Origin of the sequence: Streptomyces sp. SDr-06 (assembly GCF_003324565.1) — a bacterium.
In the GTDB taxonomy this organism is placed as follows: Bacteria; Actinomycetota; Actinomycetes; order Streptomycetales; family Streptomycetaceae; genus Streptomyces.
Genome location: NZ_QOLA01000016.1, coordinates 77,792 through 91,805, shown reverse-complemented (window position 1 = coordinate 91,805; position 14,014 = coordinate 77,792). Strand labels below are relative to the sequence as shown.

The window sequence follows — 14,014 nt, the reverse complement described above, 5'->3', positions numbered from 1 at the left end:
CGACGCTCGTGCTTGTACTTGTGCGGTGGTACGGGGGTGCCAAGAACAGCGAGAAGCCCCAGCCGACGTGCGGCTGGGGCTCCTCAATGCGGTGAGCGTTGGTCAACAGGGCCAGTGGGCAGTGCCGTTGACGGGTTGTCTCCGAGTCCGATGGGCCGCCCCGACCTCGGGCACCTGGGATCTGGCGGGTCAGTGCTTCAGGGTGAGGACACCCGGGCGCCAGGGCAGGCGGTCGTAGGGGCCGCCGGCGGTGGGGGACTTGCCCTGGTAGAGGAACTGCAGGTTGCAGGGGTCGATGGTCATGGTCTGGTCGGGGTTGTTGCGGACCAGGTCGCCGTGGCTGATGTCGTTGGTCCAGGTGGCACCGCTGTTGGCCTTGCCCGCGAAGGGGTTGCTCTCGCTGGCGGCCTGCGGGGCCCACGACCCGTTCAGGCTGGTGGCCGTGAACGAACGGAAGTAGCGCTGCTCGTTCGCGCCCCGAGCCTCGACGATCATGAGGTACTGGTTCTGGTCCTTGACCTTGTAGACCTGCGGCGCTTCGAACAGATTCTTCACCGAGTCGCTCATGACCGTGGTGTACGAGGAGCCGAAGCTGCCGGGGAAGTTCCCGATCGGCATGCTCGCCCGGTAGATGCTGCCGTTGTCACCGGCGAAGAACAGGTACATGTTCTGGCCGTCGGCGATCAGGGTCTGGTCGATGGGGGCGGCACCCGGGATGCTGCCGGTGAACAGCGGTTGCGGCGCGGACCAGCCGTTGGGGTTGGTGGGGTCGCTGGAGGTGCGGTAGACGAAGGGCGACGCACCCCACTGGTAGGCGAGCACCCAGATCCTCTTGGGCGCGAAGTAGAACAGCGTGGGCGCGACCGCGGCCTGGTTCATGCCGGTCTGGCGGGCCGAGGCCATGTCCGACCAGTTGGTGAACGGGCTGAACGCCATCGAGCCGTACGACGAACCGGACACGTCCGACGCGTAGACCAGGTGCTTGCCGTTGTACACCACGCTGGTGAAGTCCTTCAGGGACGCCCAGCCGTTCGCCGGTTGCGCCAGCGCCCCTGTCGAGGACCACCGGTAGGTCGAGGGGAGGGTGCACGTGCTGGTGCCCGTCGGGGCAGGCGTCGGGGTGGACGATCCGGAGGCGGTGAGGTTCCAGTGCTGGTGGGCCGCGCCCCAGGAGTCCCAGATCTGCACGGCGGTGCCGTTGGCGGTCTGGTTGCCGGGAGTCTCCAGGGCCCGGCCGCTGGCGACGTTGGTGAGCGTGTAGGAGCCGTCGCTGTTCCGGGCCGCCTTCCAGCGCTGGTTGGCGCCGCCGTTGGAGTCCCAGACCTGCACTCTGGTGCCGTTGCCGGTCCGGCCGCCCGGCTCGTCCAGGACCCGGCCGCTGGCGATGTTGGTCAGGGTGTAGGAGCCGTCGCTGTTCTTGGTGGCCCGCCACTGCTGGTTGGTGGCGCCGCTGGCGTCCCACACCTGGAGCGGGGTGCCGTTGGCGTTCTGCCCGACGGGCTCGTCGAGAATGCGGCCGGCGGCCGCGTCCGAGAGCGTGTAGACGGCGCCCGAAGTGAGGCCGCCGTCCGGCGTGCTGCCGCTGGTGCCGCCCAGGGTGGTGAGTACCGCGTTGTAGGCGGCCTTCTTGTTGCCGTTGCCGTCGAACAGCAGCGGGTTCTCCCCGCCACGCCAGGAGTCGCTGTCGCGGATGCCCCACACCGTGATGCCGGTGCAGCGTGCCACGTTCAGGCACGCCCTGACGGTGTTCGCGTAGGCCGTCGGTGAGGCCTGCGCGATGTCCAGCTCGGTGATCTGTACGTCGACGCCGAGCGCGGCGAAGTTCGACAACGTGGTCTGGAAGTTGGCGGGCGGCCCCCCGGCGCCGAAGTGGGACTGGAGGCCGACGCAGTCGATGGGCACGCCGCGGGACTTGAAGTCGCGCACCATGGCGTAGACGCCCTGGGTCTTGGCGTCGGACCAGTTCTCGATGTTGTAGTCGTTGTAGCAGAGCTTGGCCGAGGGGTCGGCGTTGCGTGCCGTGCGGAAGGCCTCCTCGATGAAGCCGTTGCCCAATAACCTCTGGAACACCGAGTCGCGGTGCCGGCCGCTGCCGCCGTCGGCGAACGCCTCGTTGACCACGTCCCAGGCGTAGATCTTGCCCTTGTAGTGGCTCATCTCCTGGGTGATGTGGTTGTTCATCACGTCGCGCAGCGTGTTGGCGTCGTTGATGGAGGAGACCCAGTTGGGCAGTTGGGAGTGCCAGACCAGGGTGTGGCCGCGCATCTTCTGGTTGTGCGCGAGGGCGTGGCTGACGATCGAGTCGGCGGGACCGAAGCGGAACGACCCGCGGGAGGGTTCGACGGTGTCCCACTTCATCTCGTTCTCCGGGGTGATCACCTTGAATTCCCGGTCGAGAAGGGTGGAGTACGTGGAGTCCCCGAGCCGGCCCGAGGCCACGGCCGTGCCGAAGTAGCGGCCCCTGCCGGCCGCTGCGTCGCCGAGGTTGGTCGGCGTGCCGGCATGCGGAGTGAGCGCGGCCTGGGCGACCAGCGGTACGGCAGCACCCGCGGCGGCGAGCACCACGGCTGCGGCGATCAGGCGGCGGGTCGCCGGACGGCGGCGATGAGAGCGGTTGGGATCTGGCAACGGCGTGCCTTTCTGGGTGCGGCGGGCCTGTGAACTCGGCCCCGGTCACCCGTCAGTTGCCGCCGCGCGCAGGAGGGTTGCCGCGATCGGGCAGGAGCTTTCGCGGCGAGGTGGGTGGCCCGCCGTGAAGGTGGCCCGAGAAAGTCGCCGACTGACGGCAACCCTTTGCGCAGCCGGTGACCACAAGGAAGTAGATCCGGCCAGTTCCGGTGTCCGGATCCGCCTTTCCCCCAGGCACGGTTCGCAAGGAGAACGTCTACCCATGAGCAACTCCCCGATCGGCGGGCGCCGCGGGCGTCACCGTCGTCGCTTGAGCGCCACCGCCTTGCTGCTCGGTGTGCCCCTGGCCGGTGTGCCGTATCTCCTGTTCTCGCAGGAGGACTCCCAGGCCGCGACGGTCGACGACAGCGCCTGCTACAGGCTGGTCTCCGTGCGCAGCGGCAAGGCGATGGACGTCAACGCCTTCTCCACCGCCGACGGCACCCGCATCCAGCAGTGGACCGATCAGAACGCCGCCAACCAGCAGTGGAAGCTGAAGCCCACCGGGGGCGGCTACTACGAGCTCGTGAACCGCAACAGCGGCAAGGTGCTGGGCATAACGGGCGGCTCGACCGCCCAGTCGGCCACCGCTGAGCAGCAGACCGACACCTCGTCCCCCTCCCAGGAGTGGCGCATCAGCGAGGTGGGCGGTTCCGGCGCCGTCACCTTCACCTCCCGCAAGAGCGGCCAGGTCCTGGACGTCTCGGGAGGCTCCACGGCCCAGGGCGCGGCAGTCATCCAGTATCCCGACCGGGGCACCACCAACCAGCAGTGGAAGCTGGTGAAGACGGCCGGGACCCAGGCGTCCGGGACCGGCGGCGGGCAGGCGGCCGCCGGACCGTATGTGTGGCGCAACGCCCAGGTGGTGGGCGGTGGTTACGTCACCGGGCTGGTCTTCAACCAGCGGGAGAAGGGCCTGCTGTACGCGCGTACCGACATGGGCGGCGCCTACCGCTGGGACACCGGCGCCGAACAGTGGATCCCGCTGACCGACGGGTTGGGGGAGAAGGACTGGAACCTGCTGGGCATCGACTCGCTGGCCACCGATCCCGTCGACCCCGACCGGCTCTACCTCGCGGCGGGCACCTACACCAACGAGTGGGCCGGCAACGGCGCGATCCTGCGCTCCACCGACCGGGGCCGCACCTTCCAGCGCACCGAGCTGCCGTTCAAACTGGGCGGCAACGAGGACGGCCGCGGGGCGGGCGAGCGCCTCGTGGTCGATCCGGCCAACCACGACACCCTGCTCCTGGGCACCCGCAAGAACGGCCTGTGGCGTAGCACCGATCATGGCGTGACATGGCGACAGGTCTCCTCGTTCCCCGTCAAGGACGGAGCGAGCAGCGGCGCAGGAATCTCCTTCGTGACGTACGGCCCGGCCGGCAGCAGGACGGTCTACGTCGGCGTCGGCGACCGGTCCACCTCCCTGTACCGCTCCACCGACGGCGGCAGCACCTGGCAGGCCGTCTCTCATCAGCCCACCGGCCAACTGCCGCAGCACGGCGTGATCTCCGGCGACGGCTCGCTGTACCTGACGTACACCAACTCCCTCGGACCCAACGGCGTGACCGCGGGTTCGGTGTGGAAATACACGTCGGCCGGCGGGACGTGGAAGGACGTCTCCCCGTCCAAGGGCAGCTACGGGTTCTCCGGTCTGGCCGTCGACCCACAGAAGCCGTCCACGGTGATGGTCACCACCCTCGACCGCTGGTGGCCCCAGGACGAGCTCTACCGCACCACCGACGGCGGTACGACGTGGAAGGCGCTGGCCGCCACGTCGGTGCGGGACGCCTCCGCCGCTCCCTACGTCGGCACCGGCATCGGGCACTGGATGACCGCCCTTGCCATCGACCCCTTCGACTCCGGGCACGTGCTCTACGGAACCGGCAATGGCATCTGGAACAGCAAGGACGCCACGACCGCCGACCGAGGTGGCATCAGCCACTGGGCGGTGGGGGCCAGGGGGCTGGAGGAGACCGCGCTGGCGGACGCGATCGCCCCGCCCGGCGGTGCCACCCTCCTCACGTCCATGGGCGACCAGGGCGGTTTCCGCTACGACTCGCTCACCACGGTGCCCACCGGTCGCCTGACGAACCCGCTGATGAGCAGCAGCACCGACATCGACTTCGCCCAGTCCAAGCCCTCGATGATGGTCCGGGTCGGCCGGGGCGGCGCGCAGGACGGCGCCTACTCCACCGACGGCGGCATCACCTGGAACGGCTTCAAGGCGGAGCCGGTGGGCAGCGCCGACTGCGGCCATGTCGCGCTCGCCGCCGACGGCTCCACCATCGTCTGGACCGAGGCCGGGCAGGTCCCGTACCGCTCGACCGACCAGGGCGCGAGCTGGTCGAAGGTCAGCGGCCTGGGCACCGACGCCCAGGTCGTCGCCGACCGCTCCACACCCGGCACCTTCTACTCGCTGTCCGACGGCACCCTCTACGCCAGCACCGACGGCGGAGCGACCTTCACCGCCCGCGCCACCAGCCTGCCCGCCGGCCGACTCACGGCCGTGCCCGGCATCGCCGGAGACCTGTGGATCGCGGGCGCCGCCAAGGGACTGCTGCATTCCACCGACGGCGGCCGCACCTTCAGCACGCTCACGACGGTGCAGTCCGCCTCCGCCCTCGGCTTCGGAAAGGCCGCGCCCGGCGCCTCCTACCAGGCCCTCTACCTGATCGGCACCGTGCAGAACGTCACCGGAGTCTTCCGCTCCACCGACCGGGGCGCCACCTGGCTCCGCATCAACGACGACGCCCACCAGTGGGGAGCCATCGGCAGCGTCGGCGTCATCACCGGCGACCCCGACACCTTCGGTCGTGTCTACGTCGGCACGAACGGTCGCGGCCTCCAGTACGGCGACCCGTCCTGATCCCTGATCCCGAAACCCCCGCGGGGCCGCAGGCGCACAACGGCCTGCGGCCCCGCGGCAGTTGACGGGCCCTGCGTCGTGTTCTCGCCGGACCGGCTCCGGACCCTCACCCGCGGCCTCGGCCGGTCCGGTTCACCGGCTGCGGTCTCCAGGCGGTCCGGGGGAGGCGCAGAAGGCGCACCGCGTCGGCCGGGGCGACCACCGGGCCCGGCTCCACCTCTACCGGGCCGGGGCGAAGGTTCCCCTGAGGGCGAAGGCACCGCCGGAGGCCTGCGCGTCGACGCGGTAGGTGTCGCCGCTCGTCACGCGGACGCCGGTGGCGTGGTTGTACTGGCTGGCGAACTCGTGCTGCCCGGGAGGCACCGTGCGCCCCGGCTTGAGGACCCAGCGGTAGACCAGGACGCCTTCCGACTCCTGGACGGTGACGTCGAAGTCGTCGGCAGGCAAAGTCCGCCAGTTGCCGGTGTTGCGCACCGCGCCGGTCTGGGCCACCCGCATCTCCACGGTGAGGGAGGTGAGCGGTTGGGTGACCCCGAGGACGAGATTGCTCTGGGCCCAGTAGATGGTGCTGTGCCCGTCCAGCGCACCCTCGGACCACACCGGGCCGTTGCGCACCCTGCCGCCGGCCTGCGGGGTCGGGCGGCTGCTGCTCGCGGAGGCGCTCGGCGCCGTGCCGGGGGCGCTGCTCCCGAGCGAGGGGGCCGGACTGGCGCTGCTCGGTGCCGTGCTGCTCGGGTGGCTTCCGGGCGAAGGGGTCGGGCTGGTGGCCGGCGGTACGACGGGCGCGGTGGGGCGGGGCGGCGGTGCCGGGCCCGCGACGATGTTGGCGACGGCGAGGCCGCCGGTGGCCAGGATGCCCGCGGTGGCGAAAGCGGCGAGTGCGGCCCGGCGCCCGGGCAGGGCGATGAACGGCCTGCGGTGCCCGACGGCGGGAGCGACCGTCCGCTGCTCCAGCCGTGCCACGATCCTGGCGCGGTCGGGACGGTGTTCCTCGGCCGCCTCGCGCAGCCGTCGGCTGATCTCCTCGTTCACCGCATCCTCCTCTCCGCCTCGCCGATCGCCGGTACGCCGAGCAGCCGTGTCAGCTCCGTCATGGCCTTCGAGGTCTGGCTCTTCACCGTACCGACCGATATGCCGAGGGCCAGAGCGGTGTCCTTCTCCGACAGGTCGAAGGCGTGGCGCAGCACGACACACGCCCGCTTGCGGAAGGGCAGCCGGGCGAGCGCCGCGCGGATGTCCAGCATGCCCGCCACGTCCGGCGCGGCCACCACCTCGGGGGCGCGGGACCAGAACAGGGCGATCCGGCGCCGCTCGCGCACCGTGCTGCGGATCCGTTCCCGGGCCAGGTTGGCGACCACACCGCGGGCGTACGCGAGCGGGTGGCGGGCCGCGCGGAAGCGGTCCCAGTTCTGCCACAGCGCCACCAAGGCGTCCGCGGCGAGGTCGTCGGCGGCGTCCGTTTCGCCGGTCAGGAGGTGGGCAAGGCGGGCCAGCTCGGCGTAGTGGCGTTCGAAGAAATCGTGGAACTCCACGGACGCGTCCTCGAGCAGCATCTCCCTCGGCCGCTCCCTTTCTGCGATGTGCACGTCAATGATCGGCCTGAGCGTAACAGCGCCCGTCGCGGCGCCCGGACGTTGGCCGCCGCCGGGGGCGCTGCGGTGACGGTGGACGGAATCCACGGTCAGTGCCTGGCGAACTGGACCCGGGTGGGCTGTATGACGTCGGGTTTCACGGCGATCCCGGCCACGGTGAGTTGTTCTCCGTAGATGTCGGTGATCCTGACGGTGCCGCCGCAGCCGTTGCCGTCGGCGGCGAGGAAGTAGTTGTAATCGGTACGCGGCAGTTGCCACCAGCCTCCACCGGTCCGTACCTCCAGGGCGGCGACCGGATTGCGGTGGCCGATGACCTGCAGAGCGCACCAGTAGCGGCTGGACCCGGTCTTGTACCTGAGGGAGAGCGGATCCGGCGCGGCGGGGCTCAGCAGCGTCCAGGTGATCGGGAGCCGGCCCACCCGCAGGTCGGCCAGCTTGGCGAACGCCTGCTGGCTGAGGTCGAGTTGACCGGGCGCGCAGGGCAGCGGGCACTCGTTGACGATCCGTACGGTGATCGAGGCTCCGTTGGCGGCCCGCACCTGCACATGCGCGCCGCACGCCCGCGACGATTCGTAGTCGGTGTGGTTCATCGCGGCGATCATCATGTCGGCGGACGGACCGTACAGGCAGGCGCCGTTGCCGTCACCGGCCTCGTAGGCGGTCGCCACTCCCTGGCGACCGACGCCGGGTCGGATGCGTCCTGCCGCGGATGCCGCCGAGGGAGCCGCGGACGCTGAGCGCGGGCTGCCCGACGCCGAGGGTGTCGCCGTGGTGGGGTGGGAGGGCGGCGGGCTGGTGACGGGTGACGGTGCCGCGGCGGTCGGAGCGCCGATCTCGGGGTCCACGGAGCCGGAGCCCGTGGGGGCCGCCGCGACGGCCGCGCCGGTGACCCGTCCGGTGTCGGCACCCCCGCTGGGCAACAGCGCGACGGCCAAGCAGGCCAGCACCCCCAGGGCGGTCAGCATCAGCGAAATGCGGACGGCCCGTCTGCGTCCCCAGCCGCGCCGCGGCCGCGAACCGCCGTGCTTCGTTGTGCTCATGCTTGTCCGTTCGGTAGACCAAGTCGTCCTTGCACCACCCAGTTGCCGCCGACGGCAAAAAGGTTGCCGTCTTTCGGAAAGCTGATGTGGTGCGGTCCGGGCCCGAGAAATGCAGAGGTGTGCGGGGCGGGGCAGGGCGGACGCACTCGGCGCGATCCGAGGGATGCGCTCACCATCCAGTACTGACCCGGGCCCCGACGCGCCTGGAGGACATCACGACCACGAAGGCGATAGGTCCAGCATGGTGCGCCTGATCAGCGCGCCACCGAGGCGGCCGTGTGGCTCCCCGTCAGCTGCGTGGCGTGCCCGTGCCGCAGGGCTTTTGCACCGACTTCGGCACCATGACCCGGAAGCGCACGTCGCGGTTGGCGAGCCGCTCGCAACCCCCTTCCAGCTCCAGCGTGCCGTCCGAGAGCACCCAGCTGGAGTGCGGCTTCGCTCCGGGACGTACATCGAACGCCGATGATCGGAAGGGCACCGAGTAGCAAACCAGCGCCGTAGAACCCTGGTTGCATGTCGGCTCGGGTGTAAGCCCGTCGTGGTAGCTCCCACCACACTCTCGATGGATGTGCTGGTCCGGTCGATTCTCCTACTGTCATTGAGGTCAGCAGGCGAAGGCCGACAAGGCTTCCAGGCGGCAGGGCCGCCGATACATTCCGCTGCTCCCGTGCTCGGCCCAGCCTGGCCCACCCACGTTCCAAGGGAGAGAGCACATGCGTATGACCCAGAAGGTCGCAGCCATGGCAGGCGGCATTGCCCTGACCGGTGGCCTGTTGGTCGGCGGTGCGGGTGCCGCGAGTGCGGCGCAGGCCGTTCCGCAGGCCGCGTCGGACTGTCCTGCGGGCTACTTCTGCGTGTGGTCCGGGGCGAACTACACCGGCCACCGACAGCAGGTCGCGGGGACCAACAACGACCTGACCCAGTACTCGGTGTTCCAGGACTTCAGGTCGTGGTACAACCACGGCAGCTCGTGCGACTTCGTCTGGTACTCGGAGAAGAACCACGGCGGTTCCAGCGGGATCATCCCGCGGGGATGGAAGGTGGCATCCGACGGTGCGTGGCACTACATAAAGTCCAACGGCTGGACCAACTGCAGCTGATTTCACAGCAGTTGATCATTCATGTCGTGTCCAGGGGGAGGCCGGCCGGGTCGGACTCTCTGGACACGACCGGTCACTGGAAGGGGCGGAGCAGGTAGACGGGGCCGAATCGGCCGCCGGTCTACCTGACCGACTCGTCCGCAGGTGATACGGGCGCCGTCCGAAGCCACTCGGCACGAAGAACTCGCCCAAGCCTGGCTGATCGCCATCTGCCCTCTGTACGAACGCGGCTACGACTGCCGAGGGAAACTCAGCTTTGAGGAGCAGGTCGGCGGCGAACAACCTCAGGCGGCACCGCATGACGGCACCACGGCCGACAGCGGGACATCGATCCTGGTCAGCTGGCCGAAGATGTCCACCGTCAACTGCACGCGACGGCGAGCGGGGTCGACGGCCAGGACGGACGCCGTGACGTCCGCGAACGGTCCCGAGGTCACCCGCACAACACCCCCGACCAGGCCGTCCAGACCCTTCGGCACACGCGGTATCTCGCTCATCCGGTGATGGAGAAGAAGATCGTGTCCTGGGTGTACCAGTCGATGTCCTGGCTCTCCACCCAGTTCTCGTGCTCTTCTTCGAGCTTCTCGATGAGCTGCTTGACCTCGTGTGTGAACTCCTCGTCGACGCGGTCCAGGACCGCCTGGTAGGCATCGGCGGCAGGCCGGGTCTTTTCCAGCGGCCAGAAGCCGAAGTTCTCCATGGCATGTTCGGGCAGCGGCAGGGGGAAAGGGAACTCGGCGGGCAGGCCGCCCATGATGAAGGATCCGGGCAACAGGTCGGCGCTCACTCCCACGCGGAGCAGTTCGCTGTCGAGCGCGCTGAAGAAGGTGGCTGGCCGGGAGTACACGGCCCAGTCCATGACGTCGCTCGCGTTGCAGTCGATGATGATCTGCATCGCGGCCGCGTAGGCGTTGCCGGCGGCAGGCGCGGACGAGGACGCATGGCCCGCCAGGAGGTGCTCCAGCGCGTCGGGCACCGTCAGACCCCAGCCAAGATCCTGCCTGTCCACCTCAGCCTGCGCCGTCCGCGCGCTCTGCCGCATGATGCCCGCAAGACGCTGCTGCTCTTGCGTGAAGCGCTCCGCCGCTCCCAGAAAACCGATGACGTGAGACTTGTCCGCCGTGTTGTACGAGATGATCCGACTCATGCCACGACGTTATCGGGGCCCACTGACAATGATGACCGGGCCCTGAGCTCAGCCTGCCCGCCATCTGGCGGCCCGGTCTCTGAGGAGCGGCAGCCGCAGCCGGACCACGTACGTCCCGGGGCCCAACTCACGTCCGGGACAATGGATCGCTCGGCTCAGGAGGGGCAAGGCCCGGCCCCCACGGGCGGCGCGGAAACACAAACCGAGCGAGTACCTCGCGTACCCGCCCCCTGAACGCCACAGACGCCAGCTGATCTCCCATGGGCCCCCGCCGAAGCCGAGCGCATGCACCCGGGCTTCGACGGAGACCCCGTGCGACTGGCACTGTCGCTGTATGCCCAACTTCTTTTGCGCGGCGGGCCAAGTCAGCCGTGCGAGCAGGTGGCGCCGTTGCCGTCGTTGAAGTTCCCGCCGTCGGAGAACTGGTGCCGTCCGGAGGTGACGATGGCGGAGCAGCCCAGGCGCTCGTGATAGTTCAGCGCGGCCCTGAACCACTTCGGTGCGGCGTAAACGGACCCGGCGTCGTACTCGGGCACGTCGATCGACACGAAGCCGGACGTGAGAAAGCCGTTGCCCATGTTGGTGAACGGCACATGGCCCTCGGAGTTGTTGCGCTCATCCGCGACGTACACGTCGGCCCGGTCGATGATGGCCGCGCCGGTCGCGTTCAGGTGTGCTTCCGCGTACACCTGGCGGCACTTGGGGATGTAGCCCACATACAGGATGCCGATCGACGTGTCGGTGTTGTTCCAGGGGGCCCCGTTCACCTGCCTGTCCCAGATGTTGACAGGGGTGCCGAGGGCCACGCGCTGACCGTCGTCCTGGGGGCAGGGATGCGCCTGTGCGCTCGCGCTGCCGACCGGGCCTACGGTGACGAAAGCCAGGGACGAAACGAGAACCGCGGTTGCGGCCAGGAACGTGCGGGTGCGGGCGTGACGTACCTTCAAGGGAGCCCCCCAAGAGCCATCGGGTGATCAGTCCCCGGCAGAGTTCCAGTCCCGGGTCGACCACACAAGATCGCTTTAGCCGATGCTTATCCTTCCGCTGCGCTTCCTTGACCCCGGGGGCAAGGAATGCCACTGCCTGATGGGGCAGTCCTTGGTCGAGGACCGCCCCTTGGCCCTGGCGCAAGCCTTCGGCCAGGACGGTGCGGTACGACTCTTCAGCACCTTGGGGATGATCCACGTTGAACGAGCGCAGCCTCGATCCTGCGGCGGGGAGGGGTGTGCAGAAGGCAGAGGTCTTTCACTCGGCGAATGCCTCTCCTCGCGACGCGGCCAGGACGAAGCCCCCTGCGCGGAGTGTCTCCCCGCGACTGACCGAGCGCTCGGCTCTGCTCCGGGACACCGGAGGAGTCGCGGTGCAGGGACCAGGTGCCGAGGCCTGCACCCATGGTGGCGGCTCCCCAGGCTCTTCGACTGCGGAGCGCGTTCAGGTGGCGGACCCGGCCGCGGCGCCGGTCTTGAGGTCGGGTCCCCAGCGCTTGAGTGATTCCTCAAGGTCGAGTGCGCTGGGGCGGGCATCTTCGGTCGCGGACGGCCAGTCCTCGCGCGGTACGCGCCACATGATCTCGAACTCGTTGCCGTCGGGGTCCTTGGCATAGAGGGATTTCGAGACGAGGTGGTTCGTGGACCCGACGAGGGCGCCCCGCTGGTTGATCTTGTCGGCGACAGCGGCCAACTCCCCGAGCGTGCCCACTTCCCAGGCCAGGTGGTAGAGCCCGACACGGCCATGCTCGGGGCCGGGCGCGTCCGGCCCGACGGAGAAGAGACCGAGGTCGTGGTCGTTGAGCGTGTCAACGGCACTGAGGAATGCCGCACGGCCGGGGATGTCGACATCGACCTTGAAGCCGAAAACGTCCGTGTAGAACTCGACGGCTCGCGCGACGTCTCGTACGTACAGCACCGCGTGGTTGAGGCGGCGTACAGGCATGGGGATCTCCCGAGGATGCGAAAGGGGGAGGAGGCAGCCTCCGGTTTCGACCATAGAACAATGTGAGGTTTCAAGTAAATACGTCAGCATGCGATCAGGTGGTTACTTCTGGTAGTTGGCGGCGAATTAGTAGAGTCCGCTGCCGAGCGTGATCGGTGATGCAAAGTAGGGAGGCGTTCCGAACCAGGGCATCACAGGGCAGGGCGCCCGCTGTTCTTACAACGGCCGCGGCTTTTAAGTCCCCGCGTTCCTCCGGGAGTGCGCGCTACACCGGAAGCACCCGGAAGACATCGCCACCCGCACCGTCCGGCCACGGACCGTGGAAGAGCACCGCCACGCCCTGTCGGCAGGCTGGCCAACATCGAGGTTGCAGCCAAGCGCGCGCAGAGCATAGGTGGCGGCGTCGTCATCTGGTGACCTGCCGCGTCGTCGGTCAGGGGAACTGAGCAGACGTCACGCTTCTGACCTGTAAAGAGGATGTCTCATGCCGCAGCGGCTGGTTCCTGACAGCCTGTGGGAACTGGTTCCGGGCGTGCCGCAGTCCCGCACCCTCGGCTGTCGTTTCTGGACCAGGAGTTTCCGCCAGACGACTGACCTCCCCGAGCATGCGGAGCGGCGAAGACCGCCGCGGCCAGGAGCGGCCCGGCGCGGCGCCGGCGTCGGGCCGCAACAGCGGTGAGACGTCCACCGCCAGGACCAGCCGAGAGCCCGTGGCCCGGGCCACCCCGGCCAGGACCCGCAGCAGTCGGGCGACGTTCACCCAGCCGCGGTTGAGGCCGGCGCAGAGGGCGCTGGGGCCCCGGCGTGCCCGGGCCCCAGCGCGAGGTCGACGCGGACAGCGTCAGCACAGTCCCATCATGTCGTCAGGTCCAGCCACTCACCGACGGCCAGCACGTGTGCGCGCGGTCCGGCATGCTTGCGCAATTCCGTCTCCGGGTCGGCGACTTCGACGTAGCCCGCGATCTTGTCCGGCTGCTCCGGCTCGTAGTGGATCGGTACCACGTACCGGGCGTCGAGGATCTCCGCCGCCGCGGCCGCCTGCCTCGGGTCCAGCGCAGCAAGTACCGGGCTCGGCGGCTGCAGGTGCGGCGCGTCGACGACGGGCCCGTTGGCGGGCAGGAACACCGCGTCGAACGGACTGAACCGGCGCGCGATGAGCCACCAGTAGCCGTGGAACATGGTGTCGCCGCCGTGGAAGACCCGCTGCCCGTCCGCCTCCACCACCCAGTTCAGCTGGGGGTCGCCCAGCCCGTCCACGGCCGGGACGGCGGTGACGCGGAAGGGACCGATCTCACGGGTGGACCAGGCGTCGACGACCGTGGCCGCCAACCGGCGCCGTGTCAGCTCACTCTCGGCCAGCAACGTCGCCATGTTGTCCATGTCATCGCCGTGGCCGGGGGCCGGGCGAAGCACCGGCGCTCCGGGTGTGAGCACCTCCGCCAGGGCGGGCGCGTCCGTGTGGTCCCGGTGCAGGTGGGTGACCAGTGCGGCATCGACCCTTCCCGTCGGCGCTGCCAGGCACTCACCGCGCTTCCATCCCGTGAACAGTGGGGAGATGTCCCGCACGTAGTCGATCACCAGTCGCTTGGCGCCGGCCTCGACCTCCAGCCCCGCCCAGCCCAACCGTCGTACGCGCATTTCTCACTCCTTGCTCCCGGTTACGTCGG

Annotated in this window: 12 protein-coding genes; 2 read left to right on the top strand and 10 right to left on the bottom strand. The window is 69.3% G+C overall.

Annotation, left to right across the window (positions count from 1 at the left end; genetic code table 11):
* Positions 1–189: 189 nt before the first annotated feature.
* Entirely contained in the window at positions 190–2,628 is a 2,439-nt protein-coding gene (locus tag DT019_RS27420) for a non-reducing end alpha-L-arabinofuranosidase family hydrolase (RefSeq protein ID WP_411292740.1), read from the bottom strand.
* Positions 2,629–2,890: 262 nt separating this feature from the next.
* Between DT019_RS27420 and DT019_RS27415 the strand changes: the two genes are divergently transcribed.
* A complete protein-coding gene (locus DT019_RS27415; protein WP_114039603.1) occupies positions 2,891–5,536 on the top strand; it encodes an RICIN domain-containing protein in 2,646 nt (881 codons plus the stop codon).
* A 219-nt stretch (positions 5,537–5,755) separates the two neighbouring features.
* On the opposite strand, the gene DT019_RS27410 is transcribed toward DT019_RS27415, so the two are convergent.
* From DT019_RS27410 to DT019_RS39190, 4 genes are all read right to left on the bottom strand, one after another.
* Entirely contained in the window at positions 5,756–6,568 is an 813-nt protein-coding gene (locus DT019_RS27410) for a hypothetical protein (protein ID WP_114039602.1), read from the bottom strand.
* A complete protein-coding gene (locus DT019_RS27405; RefSeq protein ID WP_114039601.1) occupies positions 6,565–7,089 on the bottom strand; it encodes a SigE family RNA polymerase sigma factor in 525 nt (174 codons plus the stop codon). The genes DT019_RS27410 and DT019_RS27405 overlap by 4 nt, the downstream gene beginning before the upstream one ends.
* Positions 7,090–7,217: 128 nt before the next feature.
* On the bottom strand, positions 7,218–8,168 hold the full coding sequence (locus DT019_RS27400) for an expansin EXLX1 family cellulose-binding protein (protein ID WP_114039600.1): 951 nt from the start codon (positions 8,166–8,168) through the stop codon (positions 7,218–7,220).
* 289 nt (positions 8,169–8,457) lie between these two features.
* Positions 8,458–8,646, bottom strand: coding sequence for a hypothetical protein (locus tag DT019_RS39190; protein ID WP_147267357.1), 189 nt, complete (start codon positions 8,644–8,646; stop codon positions 8,458–8,460).
* 235 nt (positions 8,647–8,881) lie between these two features.
* Between DT019_RS39190 and DT019_RS27395 the strand changes: the two genes are divergently transcribed.
* A complete protein-coding gene (locus tag DT019_RS27395; protein WP_114039599.1) occupies positions 8,882–9,268 on the top strand; it encodes a peptidase inhibitor family I36 protein in 387 nt (128 codons plus the stop codon).
* A 284-nt stretch (positions 9,269–9,552) separates the two neighbouring features.
* On the opposite strand, the gene DT019_RS27390 is transcribed toward DT019_RS27395, so the two are convergent.
* The 5 genes from DT019_RS27390 to DT019_RS27370 form a co-directional block, all read right to left on the bottom strand.
* Complete coding sequence (locus DT019_RS27390) at positions 9,553–9,765, bottom strand: KOW motif-containing protein (RefSeq protein WP_114039598.1); 213 nt, start codon at positions 9,763–9,765, stop codon at positions 9,553–9,555.
* The gene (locus tag DT019_RS27385) at positions 9,762–10,415 is read right to left on the bottom strand and encodes a hypothetical protein (protein ID WP_114039597.1); all 654 of its coding nucleotides are present in this window, start codon (positions 10,413–10,415) and stop codon (positions 9,762–9,764) included. Before DT019_RS27385 ends, DT019_RS27390 begins: the two co-directional genes overlap by 4 nt.
* A gap of 365 nt (positions 10,416–10,780) precedes the next feature.
* Entirely contained in the window at positions 10,781–11,221 is a 441-nt protein-coding gene (locus DT019_RS27380; RefSeq protein ID WP_114039596.1) for a hypothetical protein, read from the bottom strand.
* A gap of 625 nt (positions 11,222–11,846) precedes the next feature.
* On the bottom strand, positions 11,847–12,347 hold the full coding sequence (locus DT019_RS27375; RefSeq protein ID WP_114039595.1) for a VOC family protein: 501 nt from the start codon (positions 12,345–12,347) through the stop codon (positions 11,847–11,849).
* 855 nt (positions 12,348–13,202) lie between these two features.
* Positions 13,203–13,985 (bottom strand): MBL fold metallo-hydrolase, encoded by a 783-nt coding sequence (locus tag DT019_RS27370; protein ID WP_114039594.1) that lies wholly within the window; start codon positions 13,983–13,985, stop codon positions 13,203–13,205.
* Positions 13,986–14,014 lie beyond the last annotated feature (29 nt).

Bases quoted from the DNA above. Each gene is read 5' to 3' on its own strand.
- DT019_RS27385 (WP_114039597.1), bottom strand. From the start codon at position 10,415: ATGAGTCGGATCATCTCGTACAACACGGCGGACAAGTCTCACGTCATC.
- DT019_RS27395 (WP_114039599.1), top strand. From the start codon at position 8,882: ATGCGTATGACCCAGAAGGTCGCAGCCATGGCAGGCGGCATTGCCCTG.
- DT019_RS27415 (WP_114039603.1), top strand. From the start codon at position 2,891: ATGAGCAACTCCCCGATCGGCGGGCGCCGCGGGCGTCACCGTCGTCGC.
- DT019_RS27400 (WP_114039600.1), bottom strand. From the start codon at position 8,168: ATGAGCACAACGAAGCACGGCGGTTCGCGGCCGCGGCGCGGCTGGGGA.
- DT019_RS27375 (WP_114039595.1), bottom strand. From the start codon at position 12,347: ATGCCTGTACGCCGCCTCAACCACGCGGTGCTGTACGTACGAGACGTC.
- DT019_RS27405 (WP_114039601.1), bottom strand. From the start codon at position 7,089: ATGCTGCTCGAGGACGCGTCCGTGGAGTTCCACGATTTCTTCGAACGC.
- DT019_RS27390 (WP_114039598.1), bottom strand. From the start codon at position 9,765: ATGAGCGAGATACCGCGTGTGCCGAAGGGTCTGGACGGCCTGGTCGGG.
- DT019_RS27370 (WP_114039594.1), bottom strand. From the start codon at position 13,985: ATGCGCGTACGACGGTTGGGCTGGGCGGGGCTGGAGGTCGAGGCCGGC.